The sequence below is a fragment of the Streptomyces sp. KMM 9044 genome (assembly GCF_024701375.2).
In the GTDB taxonomy this organism is placed as follows: domain Bacteria; phylum Actinomycetota; class Actinomycetes; order Streptomycetales; family Streptomycetaceae; genus Streptomyces.
In genome coordinates, this window is record NZ_CP113910.1 from 721,784 (window position 1) to 739,125 (window position 17,342).

5 protein-coding genes and 3 pseudogenes are annotated in these 17,342 nt (G+C 65.4%); 7 read left to right on the top strand and 1 reads right to left on the bottom strand.

Annotated features, from left to right (window positions below; genetic code table 11):
- Nucleotides 1-39 precede the first annotated feature (39 nt).
- The 5 genes and pseudogenes from HUV60_RS03365 (at nt 40) to HUV60_RS03385 (ending at nt 5,907) form a co-directional block, all read left to right on the top strand.
- On the top strand, nt 40-447 hold the full coding sequence (locus tag HUV60_RS03365) for a nuclear transport factor 2 family protein (protein WP_257852372.1): 408 nt from the start codon (nt 40-42) through the stop codon (nt 445-447).
- 95 nt (nt 448-542) lie between these two features.
- The gene (locus HUV60_RS03370; protein ID WP_269441110.1) at nt 543-2,267 is read left to right on the top strand and encodes a transposase; all 1,725 of its coding nucleotides are present in this window, start codon (nt 543-545) and stop codon (nt 2,265-2,267) included.
- 232 nt (nt 2,268-2,499) lie between these two features.
- Nucleotides 2,500-2,652 (top strand): annotated as a pseudogene (locus HUV60_RS03375) (IS701 family transposase); the annotation flags it as partial.
- A 612-nt stretch (nt 2,653-3,264) separates the two neighbouring features.
- Nucleotides 3,265-4,713, top strand: a complete 1,449-nt coding sequence (ltrA, locus tag HUV60_RS03380) for a group II intron reverse transcriptase/maturase (protein ID WP_257848168.1) — start codon at nt 3,265-3,267, stop codon at nt 4,711-4,713.
- A gap of 6 nt (nt 4,714-4,719) precedes the next feature.
- A complete protein-coding gene (locus HUV60_RS03385; protein ID WP_257850695.1) occupies nt 4,720-5,907 on the top strand; it encodes an IS701 family transposase in 1,188 nt (395 codons plus the stop codon).
- Between the two features lie 120 nt (nt 5,908-6,027).
- Here HUV60_RS03385 and HUV60_RS03390 read toward each other — a convergent pair.
- Nucleotides 6,028-6,877, bottom strand: a pseudogene (locus HUV60_RS03390) (IS5 family transposase).
- Between the two features lie 424 nt (nt 6,878-7,301).
- On the opposite strand from HUV60_RS03390, the gene HUV60_RS03395 reads away from it, so the two are divergent.
- Both HUV60_RS03395 and HUV60_RS03400 read left to right on the top strand, forming a co-directional pair.
- Nucleotides 7,302-10,889 (top strand): LamG-like jellyroll fold domain-containing protein, encoded by a 3,588-nt coding sequence (locus tag HUV60_RS03395; protein WP_257852371.1) that lies wholly within the window; start codon nt 7,302-7,304, stop codon nt 10,887-10,889.
- 112 nt (nt 10,890-11,001) lie between these two features.
- Nucleotides 11,002-16,656: pseudogene (locus tag HUV60_RS03400) on the top strand (RHS repeat-associated core domain-containing protein); the annotation flags it as partial.
- Between the last annotated feature and the right edge of the window lie 686 nt (nt 16,657-17,342).

Consider the following 17,342-nt stretch of genomic DNA (forward strand, 5'->3'; position numbering starts at 1 on the left):
TGGGACGAGCGCACGCGAAACGGCTGGTATTACTGGGGCATGCAGGAAGAGACCGCACGCTCCGCGATCGACACGTTCATCTCCGCGTTCAACGCCTCGGACGACAGCTATGTGACTGCCCTGCTCTCCCAGGCCCTGACCTCGGACGTGGTCTTCTGGGGACCGTTGGGCCGCAGCGAAGGAATCGCGGAGATCGAGCGGTTCGTGCTGGACATCCGGCGCCACCCGGCGGGGACCGGCACGATGGTGCGCTGCTCAGCGGTGGACATGCCTGACGAATGGGCCCGGTACCAGTGGGTCTTCACCACGCCGGATGGAGGCCCTCGCCTGGCGGGAACGGACGTCGTCCATCTGCGGCGGAGCCTCATCGACCAGGTCATCGTCTTTGCGGGGGAGATCGACTCCGTTGCCCAATTCGCCGCGGCGGCGATGCGCAGTGGGAGATGATCTGCCGTGTCGTCATGAGTGGTGCGAGCCCTGGGATGGTGCGGATGTCGATGCGGCCGGAGGGGCTGCCTGCGGTTCCGGAGGAGACAGCGAGGGTGGCCCGGGCCGCTTTCCCGGCCGGGAGCCTGCCGATACGCCTGCGAGACCGGATGGAAGCGGTCTTCGCCGATGAGCCGTACACCGACGCGTTCGGGGTGCGCGGTGCCCCGGGGCTGTCCCCGGCGGTGCTCTCGCTGGTCACTGTCCTGCAGTTCACCGAGGACCTGACCGACCGGCAGGCCACCGCGATGGCGGTACGCGCGATCGACTGGAAGTACGCGATCGGCGCCGAGCTGACCGATCCCGGCTTCGACTTCAGCGTGCTGGCCAAGTTCCGCGCACGCCTGATCGAGCACGGCATGGAACGCCTGGTCTTCGACCGGCTCCTGGAGTGCTGCCGCACCGAGGGACTCGTTGCGGCCGGCGGCAAGCAGCGCAGCGACTCCACCCATGTCATCAGCGCGGTGAGGGACTTGAACCGGCTGGAGTTGGCGGGCGAGAGCGTGCGCGCCGCGCTGGAGGTGCTGGCCGCAGCCGCGCCCGAGTGGCTGGCAGGCGCGGTGGATGTCACCGAACTGGCGCACCGCTACGGTCCGCGCGTGGACGGGTGGAAGCTGCCGGCCTCGAAGACCAAGCGGGACCGGCTCGCGGTGGTGTTCGGGCAGGACGCGCTGATGCTGTGCCGGGCGGTGCGCGCGCCCGGCGCCCCGCCGTGGCTGGCGGAGCTTCCCGCGGTTGAGCTTTTGCGGCAGGTGCTGGTGCAGACCTACTACATCGAGACCGGCGCGCGGGGACGGGAGGTGATCAGGAAGCGGGAGGCCGAGGTGGACGGCGTCCCGCCCGGTCATATCCGCCTGGCCTCTCCCTACGATGCGGATGCGCGGTGGGCGGCCAAGGGCGAGGAGCTGTTCTGGCTGGGCTACAAGATTCATTTGACCGAGACCTGCCATACTCCCGCCGAAGCCGAAGCCGAAGCCGAAGCCGAAGCCGAAGCCGAAGCCGAAGCCGAAGCCGAAGCCGAAGCCGGGAGCGGGAACGGGAAGCGCGTCGCGGCGCCGCCGAACCTGATCACCGATGTGCACACCACGAAGGCGACGGTGCCGGACGTGAAGGCCACCGCCGGCATCCAGCAGCGCCTGAATGAGCGCGGTCTGCGCCCGGGCGAGCACTATCTGGACTCCGGCTATCCGAGCGTGGACCTGGTGGCCGCCGCCGGCAAGGACGGGACCGCGATGCTCACCCCGCTGCTGGCCGACCACTCGCCGCAGTCCAAGGCCGCTGCGGGGTTCGACAAGAGTGCTTTCCGCGTCGACTGGAAGGCCCGTCAGGTCACCTGCCCGGCCGGTCGCACCAGCGCCGGGTGGTATCCGGTCACCCAGCACGGCAGGCCCGCCATCGTCGCCCAGTTCGCCTCCACCGACTGCCGGGCCTGCCCGTCAAGGACGCAGTGCACTTCCTCCCGGCGGGTCAGTCGGATGCTCACCCCGCGGCCGAAAGAGCTGCACGAGATCCAGGCCACCGCCCGCGCCGTGCAGAAGACCCAGACCTGGCGGGACAAGTACAAGCTGCGCGCGGGGGTCGAGGGCACGATCAACCAGGCCCTGGACATGACCGGAATCCGCCGGGCCCGCTACCGAGGACTGGCCAAGGTCCGCCTCCAGCACGTCTTCTCCGCCACCGCCTTGAACGTCATCCGCCTCGACGCCTACTGGAGCACCACCCCGCTCGGCAGACCCCGGACCAGCAGACTCGAACGCCTTGCCTACATGCTCACAGCCTGACCGGCGACCGCTCGGAATTGGGCAACGGAGTCCGATCTGGCTTCATACGCGAACTCGATCGTGAGTCGACACTCCTAGTACTCCAGCCGTAGTTCGGTATCTGGGCTGGTCAGCGGCCTGGTGGCGTGGAGTGTAGCGGGGGCGCCGGGTGCGCGGGAGGAACTTTGCCACCGCGCCCACGAACGAGTGCCTGTGCCGCATGCCTGTGAGCGGGTCCGAGCAATCCCTCGGCATGCTCAACGATGCGCCGACGAGCGCGTGGGACCGGGAACTCGAAGAACTCTTCCTGCGGACCGGGAGCCGCTTCACCCGGATCGAGCCCCGGCAGCGGATGCGGGACTACGTGCGCGGGCTGCTCGCCCCGGTCGCCCGCAAGAACGGGTGGGTGCGCCACGAGGCGCCATGTGACCGAGTGGAGGTGGGAGACCTCTACCGCCGGGCCGTCGCAGCGGCCGGGTAGAAGCTGAGGGCAGTCCGGGCCGGGGAACGCCGGTGAGGACGGGAAGCAGCCCTGACAACGCCGGGACGGCGCGGTACTGCCAGACGCGTCGGGTTCGGCAAGCAAGGCCAGAAGGCGTACGAAGAGGAATCCGTGTAAAGCCCCGTAAGTCTTGTCACCGGGCTCCAATCTGGCGGATATGGGCCCGGGGTGCAGTGCGTGACCGCTTGCTTCGGCTGGGGCGGTCAACTCCGAAGCCGGTCTCCAACTGCCGGTGGGGAGGCCACGCTGAAGGTCTGCGGCGTAGGCGTGGTGATGCTGCCGGGGTAGTAGCGGGACGCCGACCTGGCCGATCGGCACATGGTGAACGTGGGAACCGCCTGCGGTCGCCCTTTCCTTCCGGACAGCCGGTCCGGCGAGGAGGGCAGGCCCGTTGCCGGCTGAGGTCCGCAGGTGGGGCGGAGGCCTCGTAGTAGTCCGAGCGGAGGAAAGCTCCGTGCATGGCGAAGGGGGCCAGCAAGTCGGCAGGGAGGATGCTGCAATGCCAGGAGGTCGCTGGTGAATACCGACGCGCTGGAGTTCGGGCTGCTCAAGGCCGAGCGCCGGGTACTGGAGATGCAGACCAAACTGCACTGTTGGGCGACCGACGATCGTGATCGCCGGTTCGATGACCTGTTCAATCTCGTTGCTGATCCCGCGTTCCTGCTGGTCGCGTGGGTTCGGGTGAGGAGGAACAGGGGCGCTCGCTCGGCCGGAGTGGACGGGCAGACGGCCCGTTCCGTGGAGGACGGGCAAGGCGTCGAGGCATTCCTCGACGAGGTGCGGTCCGACCTGAAGGACCGCACCTTCCGTCCGCTTCCCGTGCGGGAAAGGATGATCCCCAAGCCGGGGACGGCCAAGCGCCGTCGGCTGGGTATTCCGACCGTGCGGGACCGGGTGGTCCAGGCGTCCCTGAAGCTGGTACTGGAGCCGATCTTCGAGGCGTATTTCCTCCCGTGCTCCTACGGGTTCCGCCCGAAGCGCCGGGCTCACGACGCGCTCGCCGAGGCGCACCACTTCGCCAAGAACTCCTATGAGTGGATGGTGGAGGGGGACATCGAGGCGTGCTTCGACTCGATCGACCACGCGGCCCTGATGGGCCGGGTGCGTCGCCGAGTCGGAGACCGGCGCGTCCTTGACCTGGTGAAGGCGTTCTTGAAGTCGGGCATCCTCAGCGAGGCTGGCCAGTCCAAGGACACCGATTCCGGCACTCCGCAGGGTGGGATCCTCTCGCCGCTGCTGGCCAACATCGCCCTGTCGGTTCTCGATGAGTTCATCGCGGCCGGTCCGGGCGGGCCGAACTCCACGCAAGGCCAGCGGGCCCGGCGACGTCGGCAGAATCTGCCCAACTACCGGCTCTTCCGGTATGCGGACGACTTTCTGATCGCCGTGACCGGGACACGCGAGCAGGCCGAAGACATGCGCACCCAGGTGGCGGAAGTACTCGCCCCGATGGGACTGCGTCTGTCGGTGGAGAAGACGGCCATCACCCATATCGACGAGGGGCTGGACTTCCTCGGGTGGCGCCTCCAGCGTCACCGCAAACGTGGGACCCAGAAGCACTACGTCTACCTCTACCCCTCCAAGAAGGCCCTCCAAGCCGTCAAGGAGAAGGTCAAGACGCTGTGCCGACAGGACACGAACCTGCCGCTGGCAGTCGTGCTGCACCATCTCAACCCGGTGTTGCGCGGCTGGACGGCGTACTTCCGGCACGGGGTGTCGTCCGCGACCTTCCAGTACCTGTCGGCCTTCACCTGGCGGCAGGTCTTCGGGTGGCTGCGGCGAAAGCACCGCCGGTCCAACTGGAAGAGTCTTCGCCGTCGTTACTGCGCGGGCCGATGGTGGCCTGCTGATGACGAGGTGGTCTTGTTCAGGTGCGCGAAGGTGCGAACCAACCGCTATTTGTATCGCGGGAACAAGATCCCCTCGCCCTGGCCCAGTGGGAGCACGACGGCCGCGGCCGTCTGAGAGGGCTTGTGGAGAGCCGGATGCCTGGAGAGCGGGCACGTCCGGTTCGGGAGGCGGCTCGGGGAAACCCGCTGGTGGAAACACCAGCAGGGCGCCCCGAGTCGACCTCACCAGCTCGCCGAGTGGGCCGGCCACGCCACCCCGGACGGCCTGCAGTACCTGCTCTCCCGCAGCCGCTGGGACGCCGACCGTGTCCGCGACGACCTCCAGCAGTACGTCGCCGACCAACTCGGCCATGAAGACGGTGTGTTGATTGTCGATGACACCGGCTTCGTCAAGAAGGGGATCACCTCCGCCGGAGTGCAGCGCCAATACTCCGGCACGGCCGGGCGGACCGAGAACTGCCAGATCGGCGTGTTCGCCGCCTATGCCACCAGTCGGGGACACGCCCTCGTCGACCGTGACCTCTATCTGCCCAGGTCCTGGACCGACGACCGCGACCGCTGCCGGGCCGCCCACATTCCCGACGACCGTGCCTTCGCCACTAAGAACGACCTCGCCCGCGACATGATCCGCCGGGCCCATGCCTCCCCACTCCGGTTCCGGTGGGTCACCGCGGACGCCGCCTACGGCCAGGACAGCCGCTTCCGCCGCTTCCTCGAAGACGACCTCAAGCTCCACTACGTCGTGGCCGTCCCCAAGTCCCAGCAGGTCCACGGCCCGCGCATCGAGGACCGCATCCGCCGCGAGGCCCCACCGGAGGCCTGGCAACGGTTGTCCGCCGGCCCCGGAGCGAAAGGTGAGCGCTCCTACGACTGGGCCGGCGCCCTCCTGCCCGTCGTTGAGGAACGCGACGGCGACAAGCCCACCCGCAGACGGTGGATGCTGGCCCGGCGCAGCATCAGCAAGCCCGACGAGATCGCCTATTTCCTGGCCAGCGCCCCGCTGGACGCCACGCTCGCCGACCTGGCCCGGATCGCCGGATGCCGCTGGAAGATCGAGGAATGTTTTCAGTCCGCGAAGAACGAATGCGGCCTCGACGAGTACGAGGTCCGCCGTTACACCGGCTGGTACCGGCACATCACCCTCGCCATGCTCGCCCACGCCTTCCTCGCCGCCATGGCCGCCCAGGAACGCGAAAAAGGGGCCCCGACGACGACACTCCCGACCTCGTGGACCTCACGCCGGCCGAGATCCGCCGTCTCCTGGCAGCTGAACCCCCGCACCGCCCCACACGCCGCGGCCACACCCTGAACTGGTCACGGTGGAGACGACGCCACCAGGCACGCGCCCGCCAGAGCCACTACGAACGACGCGGCTACCTATTAGCCGGGGCGCGGTGGCAAAGTCCGTCCCGCGCACCCGGCGTCCCCGCTACACTCCACGCCACCAGGCCGCTGACCAGCCCAGATACCGAACTACGGCTGGAGTACTAGCTGATCCGGTCCTCTTGAGCCGCCGCCAGCAGATCAGGCTGCTGGCCAAGGAGAGGAATGCGTCGTGGAGTTCGGGGCGGCGTTCCCAGCGGACGGCGAGGCGTTTGAACTGGTGGAGCAGGGCAAAGGTCTGCTCGACGACATAGCGAAGCTTGCCCAGGCCCTTGATGTTCGGGGCGCCCTTGCGGGAGATGACGGGCAGGGTCCGCCGGCGGCGCAGTTCCAGGCGCACGGCCTTCGAGTCGTATGCCTTGTCTCCGAGGACGGCCTCGGGGCGCCACCTGGGTCGGCCGGTCGTCCGGCGACGGGTGGGATGCCGTCGACCAGGTTGATGGTCTGTGTGATGTCGTTGGCGTTGGCCGCTGTGGTGATCACGTGTAACGGAGTGCCATTGCCGTCGCAGATCAGGTGGTGTTTGCTGCCTGTCTTCCGGCGATCGACCGGCGACGGACCGGTCGCGGCACCCCCTTTTTCGTCCGGACATGGGAGCCGTCCACGCATGCGCGACTCCAGTCGAGCTCGCCGGCCGTGTTCAGCTCGGCGAGCAGGAGGCGGTGCAACCGCTCGAAGACCCCGGCCTTCTGCCAGCGGTCCAAGCGCCGCCAGCAGGTCTGTCCAGAGCCGAATCCCAGCTCCAGGGGCAGAAGTTGCCAGGCGATGTCCTGGTGCAGGACGTACAAGATGCGCTGCAGACACAGCCGGTCCGGCACCGGCCTCGGCCCAGGCGACCGCTCCGGCCAAGGCGGCAGCCGTGGTTCGATCCGCACCCACAAGTCGTCATCCACGATCCACGGCCGAGTCGTCACACGACACGAACAGCTAGATCATCACATTGGTTACGTCCGACCAGGGCACCCCAACAAGATCTTGTTACGAGCTCATAGGCCTCGGTTAAGCGGACCTGCCCTCGTCCGTTTGTAACCTTGAAGTGTCGGCATGGATGCGAATGTGTGTTGTCTTTCCGTACAACCCTGCTTAAACGTCGGTTTCCTCACATGGCCTTCCGGAACTTGGCGTGCTGTTGTCCGTTTCCTGCCTGTTGACCTGTCGTTCTGGTGAGGCGTTAGTTACTCCTGGCTACTTTGTGAATCTTGTGGGCGGGGTGTGGCAGGGATGTGGACTCGGTTACGAGGTGGGCGAGAAGTGCTGCCCACAGCGAAGGTCCGGGCTGGGAGGCCTGGCAGAAGACGGGATCGCAGGGCCGTCGCGGGGATGACCGCGTTCGTGTGTGCGGCGGTGGTCGCGGCTCTGGTGCCTGGCCCGGTCGCCTCTGCGGCCGGGGACGATGCCGCTGATGTGCCGTTGTCGGAGGGGCAGAAGGCCCTCCAGGCGGCACAGGAGTCCGGCGAGCGGGTGGAGGTGACCGCAGAACGCGGGGAGCGCACCACGGTCTTCGCCAACCCGGACGGGGCGACGTTCACGCTGGAGGAGTCGTCGGTGCCGGTGCGGGTGGCGAAGCCCGGTGGAGGCTGGCAGGCGCCTGATCCCACGCTGGAGACGCGGTCCGATGGCTCCGTGGGACCGAAGGCGGCCTCCGCGGACATGTCCTTCTCCGGCGGTGGAGACGCGTCGCTGGCGCGGATCGAGGAGCAGGGCCGGTGGCTGGAGCTGGACTGGCCGGGTTCACTTCCCGAGCCTGAGCTGGACGGCTCCAGCGCGCTCTACCCCGAGGTGCTGCCGGGCGTCGATCTGAAGGTGACCGCGACAGCCGAGAGCTTCCAGCAGGTTCTGGTTGTGAAGACACCCAAGGCCGCCGAGAACGAAGAGCTCAAGAAGCTCAACTTCGGCCTTGAATCCGACGGCTTGGACGTGGTGGAGGGCGCCGCCGGCAACCTGGCGGCGCTGGACGACGACGGACAGGCCGTGTTCAAGGCGCCGCCGGCACAGATGTGGGACTCGGCGGGCCAGAGTGCTCCGCAGCCGAAAACGCAGCTGCTGCGGGCAGAGGCGGAGCAGCCCGAGCCCGCGGATCCGGCGGAGAGCGCGGCCTCCGGCACGGGTCTGGAGCCAGGGCAGGGCGACACGGTCACCCGTATGGATGTCCAGGTCCAAGAGGACGCGCTGACGGTTGTGCCTGACGCGCAGATGCTGGCCGAGACGGACGAGTCGGCCTTTCCGCTGTTCATCGACCCCACCATCACGTGGGGCGAGTCCGAACGGACGCTGCTGCGCAGCGACGGCTACGAGTCCTACGGTTGGGGCAACGGCAGCGACAACCTTGGTAAGGGCGTCGGTAAGTGCGGCTCCTGGAGCGGCTACTACTGCGGGCCGGGGTATGTGCAGCGGCTGTACTTCGAGTTCTCGCCGGCGAGCTTGAAGGGCAAGAAGGTCCTGGACGCCACGTTCCGGGTGACCGAGCCGTGGGCGTTCCAGTGCAGTCCTCGCTGGGTGGACCTGGTCCGCACGAACAACATCTCCTCCTCTACCACCTGGTCCTCACGGCCCAAAGAGCTGGACTGGATGGGCGACCGGTACGTTTCCGCCGGCCGTGGCTCGCTGTGCGACCCGGACTCGCCGGACGCGCCGATCGAGTTCAACGACAACCCGGAGGAGAGCAACGAGAACCTCACTCCCACCGTGGCGAGCTTTGCGGCCGGCAAGTTCTCCCGGCTCACCCTGGAATTGCGTGCGCACGACGAGGGCGACACCTCGGCGTGGAAGCGGTTCCGCAACGACGCGGTGCTTTCCGTGGACTTCGTCGGGCTGCCGAGCCAGCCGACCGGGATCGGGCTGGTGACAGGCTCGGGCACCGTGTGCGAGCGCTCGGAGGGCGACCCGGCGGTCGTCTCAGACCCCACTCCGACGCTGCGGGCGTACGCCCAGACCAAGTCCGGCGGCGAGAAGGAGGCCCAGCTGCGGGTCTACTTCGACTTGGACCACAAGAACAGCGACGGCACCTGGACGGACACCAATCCCGGCAACGGATCGACGCGTCCCTCCACCGGATACATCGGCGACGGCAAATCCACCACGCTGACCTGGTCGTCACTCACCGACGGCAAGCTGTACCGCTACCAGGCCTGGACGCACTCGTTCTACAACGGGGGCAAGAGCCACCTGTCAAGCACCACCTCGGGCTGGTGCTATTTCAAGGTTGACTCCACCGCGCCCAAGGCGCCCAAGGTTACGGTCGGGGAACCGTACAGCGTGTGTACAGCCACCGCGTGCGCTCCCGGAGGCGGTCCCAACCAGCCAGTGAAGCTGTCCTTCGCCGCCGCGACCGGCGACGCAAACAACGTCTCCTACCAGTACAAGCTGTCCTCGGACGACGCCTGGTCGAGTGAACTCAAGGGCGCTTCGGTCGCGAAGAGCATCACGCCGGAACGTTCCGGCACCTACAGCGTGTACGTTCGCGCGAAGGACGATGTCGGCCGCTGGGGCGCGCAGAACACCGTCGACTTCCTGGTGGCGGCCGGAGAGGGCCCCATCGGGCGGTGGCACTTCGACGAGGCCGACGGCGTCGCTGCCGACGTCGAGACGGCGGACGGCAAGGACGACGCGACTCTGGGAGGCGGTGCGGTCCGCGATGACCGTGGCCGACGAGGGCTGATCACCCATGACGGCGAGGGCATTCCGCTGGAGACACCGGTCACCGACCGTGGCCTGTCTCTGAACGGCACCAGTGCCTACGCACAGACCAGCGCCCCGGTCATCGAGACACGTCACGCCTTCACGCTCTCAGCCTGGGTCCGCCTCGACGAGAACGACGCCTACGCGTCAGTGCTGTCCCAGCGCGGCCCGGACGGCGACCCGTTCGCCTTCTTCTACTCCGGAACATCCAAAAGCTGGTACTTCGGCATCCGCAAGGTGGACGGGGCCGGCTACTACGGCAAGCCGTCGGTCTATCCCGCGCAGACGGGAGTCTGGACCCATCTGGCCGGTACCTATGACCCGGCCAAGAGCGAGCTGAGGTTCTATGTCGACGGCAGGCTCCAGGGAGGGACGGTGACGACCGAGGGGTCGTGGCAGTCGACGGAGCCGCTGCAGTTCGGACGTACTCAGAGCGGCACCAGCAGTTACGCCTGGCACTTCCCCGGATCCATCGACGAGGTCGCAGTTTGGCAGAGTGTACTGACAGGCCGTGAGATTGCGGACGAGGCGCAGCTGCTGACCTCCCAGGGATACGCAGGGGCAGAACTGGTGGCCGACTGGTCGGCCGAGCGCGGCAGCGGCGCGACGATCTCCGACACCACCTCCGGTTACGGCAAGACCCTCACCCTCGAAGGAGGGGCGTCGACCGACGGAGAGTCGATCGTTTTGGACGGGGTCGACGACGCCGCGACCACGCCGGGACCCTTGGTGTACGACCACAGCTCCTTCACCGTGACGACCTTGGCACAGCTCGACGGTGCCGAACTCATGGCCAAGGACATCGGTTACATCGGCCAGGTCCTGGGGCAACGCACAGCCAACGGCTCGGCATGGGGATTCTGGTTCGAACTGACCGGCAAGGACCCAGACATCAACGTCCCTCTCGGCAAGTGGCACTTCGGCCGCCTTGAAGCCGACGGCACATTCTCCTCCGTCGTTTCCGAAGACGTCGCAGCCGTGGACAGCGAGGTCCGTCTCACCGGCATCTACAACTCACTGAAAGGAACCATCAGCCTCTACCTCAGTCACACGCAGAACGGGGACGACAAGGCGTTCACGGTAGAGCTGGGCAGCGGCGACTTCGCCATCGGCAAGAGCTTCGCCGGCGGAGAGTGGAAGCACCACCTGCCCGCTCGAGTGCACGAGGTACGGCTGTGGGCCGGGGCGATGGCTAGCAGCGAACAGATCGACAACCACATCGGTGACTGACCAACGGTGCGGGTCGGATCACCGCCCGCACCGTCTCGTTGTCTGCCTCAGCAGAAAACTCCGCGCAAGTTGGCAACTTGCACCTCAACACGGTGGGTGGGGTATTGCAACCATGGCATTTGGCATAGGCACATCAAGGCGCAGACGGAACGGCACCAGACGCGTCGGCATCCGATCGGTAGTGACGGGAGTATCCACGTCACTGCTCATAGCTGGTGGCTGGACTCCCCTCGCACAGGCTGCTGACGGCGAAGGGCTCGGCCGGCCTGACCTCCCGAAACCGCGCGTCAGCAAGGTTCGCGAGGTTACGGAACTCGGGGCGGCCAAGGCTCACGACAAGGTGGTTCAGGACAACAAGACGAATGCCGAGCAGGCGGCACGCGCCAAGAATGAGCAGCAGGCCATTTGGCCCGGGCCGGGTACAGCCACGGTCGCGTTGACGGGCGGCGAGGCCTCGGCTGCCCCAGGCGGCCTCCCGATCAGCCTGTCCCTCGAGGGGAAGACCGCTCTGCCGGGGGGCGCCAGCGCACAGTTGTCGATCAGCAGTCGCAAAGACGCGCTGGCGGCCGGGGTGAATGGTGTGCTGTTCAGCGCCAAAACCAATGCCACGGGACGTGTGCAGCTTTCGGTCGACTACGAGAAATTGGCCGGTGTCATCGGGGGTGGCTGGTCCCAGAGATTGCGTCTGGTACAGCTGCCCGTCTGTGCGCTGACGACACCGGGTGAAGCCGCTTGCCGCAAGCAGACCCGCCTGCGTTCGCAGAACGCCGTAGCCGAGCAGACCGTGACAGCCTCGGCGGTGTTGCAGGACAAGAAGGCCAGCAACAGGAAAAAGACAGCCGACGCCACCGGAACGGCTGTCTTCGCCCTGGCCGCGACCGACGTCGGCGAAGGACAAAATCCCCAAGGCAGCGGCGACTACTCGGCCACTGCGCTGTCCGAGTCATCTACCTGGGAAGCGGGCAGCAGCTCCGGTTCCTTCAACTGGTCGTATGACTTCACGTCTCCGCCAGCTGCTGCCGGCCCCGCTCCCGAGCTCTCCCTGGCGTACAGTTCCAGCAGCGTGGACGGATACACAGCTGCGACAAACAACCAAGGCACTTCCGTGGGCGAAGGCTTTTCCTTCACCGATTCCTACGTCGAACGCATGTACGTGGGCTGTGATGAAGACGGCCACGATGGCGTTCACGATCAATGCTGGAAGTACGACAACGCCAAACTCGTCCTCAACGGCAAGGCATCCGTCCTCGTCAAAGACAAGGCCTCCGGCCAGTGGCGGCTGCAGGACGACGACGGCTCTCGCGTAGTCCGTACGACCGGAGCTGCCAACGGTGACGACAACGGTGAATACTGGACCGTCACCACGGGCGAGGGAACGAAGTACGTCTTCGGCCTGAACAAACTCGATGGTGCAGGTGACCAACGCACCAACTCCACTTGGACGGTGCCGGTCTTCGGCGACGACTCCGGTGAACCGGGCTACAGCAAGGGAGACGTCTTCGCAGACCGGTCAGCGAAGCAGGCATGGCGGTGGAACCTCGACTACGTCGAAGACACCTCCGGCAATGCCGCCACCTACTGGTACGCGAAAGAAGAAAACTACTACAAGAAAAACAAGGAAGAGGCCGCAAATGCAGCCTATGATCGCGGTGGTTACCTAAAGGAGATCAAGTACGGTCAGCGCAAAGGCACGCTTTTCGCAGAGGAAGCTGACGCCAAGATTACGTTCGGCTACGCCGAACGTTGCACAGTCTCCGACTGCGACGAGTTGACCAAGGACACTGCTGACAATTGGCCGGATGTCCCATTCGATGCCATCTGTACCAGCGGGGACAAGGGATGCCTGGCTGTTGGTCCTTCGTACTTCTCCCGTAAGCGCCTCACCAAGATCAATACATATTCCTGGTCGACTGCGACGAGCGCCTACGACGCCGTGGACACATGGGAGTTGGAGCAGCGATACCTGGACGGCGGTGACATCGGTGACACCTCTGACCATGTCCTGACGCTCCAGTCGATCAAACGCACCGGCAAGGCCGGCACCGCCATCGACATGGACCCGGTCTCGTTCACATATCAGATGAGGCCCAACCGAGTCGATGCCACTGATGACATCCTTCCCCTCACACGGCCTCGCTTGTCGACCATCACGTCGGAGACGGGCGCGATCACAACCGTGACCATGTCCAGTCCCGAGTGCGTGCGCAGCCAGGTGACTGGAGCGTCTGAGGACTCCAATACTCGCAACTGCTTCCCGCAGTACTGGCACATCAACGGGGCCGAGGACGCCTCCGTCGACTGGTTCCACAAGTACCGAGTCCTCGCTGTGTCGATATCTGACCCGGCCGGCCAGAACGACGCGGTCGAGCATGAATACGTCTACAGCGGTGCTGCCTGGAACTACAGCGATGACCCACTCATCACTAAGGGCGAGCGCACCTGGTCCGACTGGCGCGGGTACCGACAGGTCACCTCCTACACCGGAGCGAAAGGGACCACGCGCTCCAAGACGATCTCCCTCTACATGCAGGGAATGGACGGGGACCAGCAAAAGGACGGAAGCGCCCGCTCCGTCAGCGTCGTCCCGCTGTCCTCGCCCAGCCTCGGACTGGCCACGCTCAAGGACAGCGACCAGTACGCCGGGCACCTCCGGGAACAAGTCACCTACGATGGCGCCACAGCCGTGAAGGCCACCTCCAGCGAACCCTGGTCCTCAGAGACCGCTAGACAGGACACCCCTGACGCTGCGGATCACGTAGCCCGGTTCGTGCGCACCCACAAGGAGACCACTCATACCTACCTGACGGCGCCCGAGCTCTGGCGATCCCGCACCATCGAGAACAAGTACGACAGCCACGGCATGATCTATGAGTCCGAGGACCGCGGAGACGATGCAAAGGCCGGAGACGAGACGTGCACGCGGACCTGGTACGCGCGCAATGCGGATGCTGGCCTGATCAGCCTGACCTCACGCAAACGGGCGGTGGGCCGGAACTGCGCCGTCCCCGACTCAGAACTCAACCTGCCGACGAGCACTGGCGATCGGGGGGACATCCTTTCCGACGAAGCCACTGCCTACGATGGCGTTAACTGGTCGGCCACAATGAAGCCGGCCAAGGGTCTCAAGACCTGGAGCGGTCGTGCCAAGAGCTACAGCGCCACGGGGCCCAGCTGGCAGACCATTGAAACCACCACCTACGACGCCCTGGGACGCGCCATCCTTGTTACCGATGCTGCGGGCAACGAGACCGGGACGACGTACACGCCTCCAGCGGCTGGTCCCCTGACCAAGAAGGTGGTCACCAACCCTCTGCAGCACACAGCCACCACTATCATCGATCCGCGGCGGGGCCTGAACCTGCGGACTCTAGACGCGAACCTGAAGAAGACCGAGTTCGCCTACGACGCGCTTGGCCGGTTGACCGACGTATGGCAGCCCAACCGCAGCAGAGCAGCCGGCTACAGCCCCAACCAGAAATTCGACTATGGTCTCAGCTCCACCAAGCAGTCCTGGGTGTCCACCTCGACCCTGAAATCGGACGGGGAAACGTACAACACCACCTACACGATCTACGACTCTCTCCTACGCAAGCTACAGGAACAGTCACCCAGCCCGCTGGGCGGGCGAGTGCTCACCGACACCCGCTACGACTCACGGGGCCTGGCCTACGAGAAGTACGAAGAAATCTTCGATAGCGCTTCGACACCCAAGTCGGTCTACACCCGAGCTGAATACGGTGAGGCTCCCAAACAGACTGAGACGGTCTACGACGGTGCTGAACGGAAGACGTCCAGCACCCTGTACGTGTACGGAGTGAAGAAGTGGAGTACCTCGACTTCTTACACAGGTGACTCCACAGCAGAATCAGCCCTGCCAGGAGGAAGCGGTACCCGCACCATTATCGACGCCCGTGGTCGAGAGACCGAGCAGCGACGGTACGCCGGCCATCAGACCGCTGATGCGCAGTACGGCAGCGGTGTCGGGACCGCTCACAGCTCAACCAAAACTCAGTTCACCCTGGACGACAAGGAACGCTCCGTCATAGGGCCAGACGGCGCTACATGGACGTACGGGTTTGATCTCTTCGGCCGTCAGACTAGCGTCTCCGACCCTGACAAGGGGAAGGCGACCATGTCCTACGACGTCCTGGACCAGCTCATCAAGAGCACCGACGCCCGCGGCAAGACAATCGTTACGAGCTATGACAAGATCGGACGGGTTACCGGCACCTGGGACGGCATCCGGGATGACGCCCACCAGTTGACCGCCCGCACCTATGACAGCGTGCGCAAGGGCCAGCCAACGTCGAACACCCGTTATGTCGGCGGCAAGAACGGTGGAGCCTATACGAAGTGGGTTACGGCCTAAGACAGTCTCGACCGGCCGACCGCCACCAAGCTCACGCTGCCGACCAACGACCCCCTGGTCGCCGCCGGTGGAGCCAGGACTATTGAGCTGTCCAGCTCCTACCGCCTCGACGGCACGCTGGGCACCAACGAGGAACCCGCCCTCGGCGGGCTCCCCTCAGAGGTCATCGAGTACGGCTACACCACGCTCGGCCAGGTAAAGACCATCACGGGCGCGACCGGATACCTCCTGGACGCCGACTACTCAGCGCTCGGCCGTGCCCAGCAGTATGTGCTGGGCACCGCCGATACTGAGGAGCACAAGAAGGTCTACGTCACCAATACTTTCGAAGAGGGCACCGGCCGCCTGACTCGCAGCCATGTCACGGACCAGACCCACCCGTACATGCTGATGGACCTCAACTACACCTTCGACCAGGCCGGCAACATAGTCGCCATTGCCGACTCCGCGACTCTTGGTGGAACCAGCGCAGCTGAGACTCAATGCTTCACCTACGACGGCTACCGCCAGCTCACCCAGGCATGGACCCCCGCTTCGCAGAACTGCTCGGACGCGCCCAGCACGTCAAAGCTGTCAGGTCCGGCCCCGTACTGGACCGGCTACACATACAACAAGTCCGGCCAGCGCACCGCCGAGACGCAGCATTCATCGGCGAAGACCACCACAACCACCTACTGCTACACGGAAGGCCGACCCCACACACTCGCGGGCACCAGCACGAGCGACAGCTGCACCGCGCTGAACGCCACGTACCAGTACGACACCACGGGGAACACCACGAGACGGCCAGGGGCCAACGACCAACAGAGCCTCATCTGGAACTCGGAAGGCAAGCTCGCCGAACTCACCGAAGGAACCAAGAAGACTAGCTACCTCTACGATGCCGACGGCACACTGCTGATCCGCAGCACAGCCGAAGGCGAACGAATCCTCTACACAGGGAACACCGAACTCCATCTCAGGCCAGATGGGACTACCTGGGCCCAAAGAGCCTACAAGTCCGGCAGCCTGAGCGTTGCAGTGCGCACCAATGAAAGCGGCAGCAATAAGCTCACGTACCTCGCCGGCGATCACCAAGGGACCCAGAACCTGGCCATTACTGCAGATAGTAAGCAGAGCATTACAAAGCGCCGTAGCACCCCATTTGGAGCCGATCGCGGCGGAACAAGCGGTGGCACCTGGCCGAATGACAAGGGGTTCCTCGGTAAGACCAAGGACACCGCCACCGGCCTCACGCACCTCGATTCCCGCGAATACGATCCCAAAATCGGTCAGTTCATCAGCGTCGACCCACTGGTGGATGCGAAAGAGCCTCATCATCTGAACGGGTACGCCTACTCCGAGAACAACCCCGTCACCTACGCCGACCCCACCGGACTGCGCAAGGCCGACTGTGACGGCGGCTGGAACGAGTGTGGCCCCGGCCCGGGCATCGGCGGTGGCGGAGGAAATAGCGGCGGAAAAAACAAGGGCAACGGTAACAGCAGCAGTGGCGGCGGATCAGGCGTGATTTATGGTCCACCCACTTGTGGTATCCACTGCGGTGTGCCCGTCTACGGCCCGCCGAGCTGCGGCGTTCCGCCACTCGCCGCCTGTGGTGGCCCAGTCTATGGACCGCCCTCCCAGCCGCCACTCCTTATGGGTCCTGACCCCGCACCCATCCTGTCTTTCTCGGCGAACTGCGGAATCGAGTCGGACTGGAACTTTGCCTGCAATGCGGGCAACGGACTCGTAACCTCGGGAACCTACCTTCAGGAAGGTTTCAACCGATCCAGTCAGCTAATATCTCAGTCGGCCAGAGACATGCGGAGTCACCCTGACCCAACGGTCCGTAGCCAAGCAGGGAAGAACTTGCGCTCGCTGCAGACACACCCGGGTCTTCAACGCATCGGCAGCATAGGACGAAACCCGACGGTGCAAGCCATTGGCAGCAAGGTATTGCTACCCGTCGGTATCGGCTTTACAGCTTGGTCAAACTACAACAGCACTGGCGGCGACATTGCCTTGACAGCAGCCGAGACCGCGGTCGACACCGCTGTGGTGATCGGTGCTACCAAGGCAGGAGCTACCTTGGGTGCGACCAT

Coding starts and splice junctions, on each gene's coding strand:
- HUV60_RS03365 (WP_257852372.1), top strand. CDS start 40: ATGCAGGAAGAGACCGCACGCTCCGCGATCGACACGTTCATCTCCGCG.
- HUV60_RS03395 (WP_257852371.1), top strand. CDS start 7,302: ATGACCGCGTTCGTGTGTGCGGCGGTGGTCGCGGCTCTGGTGCCTGGC.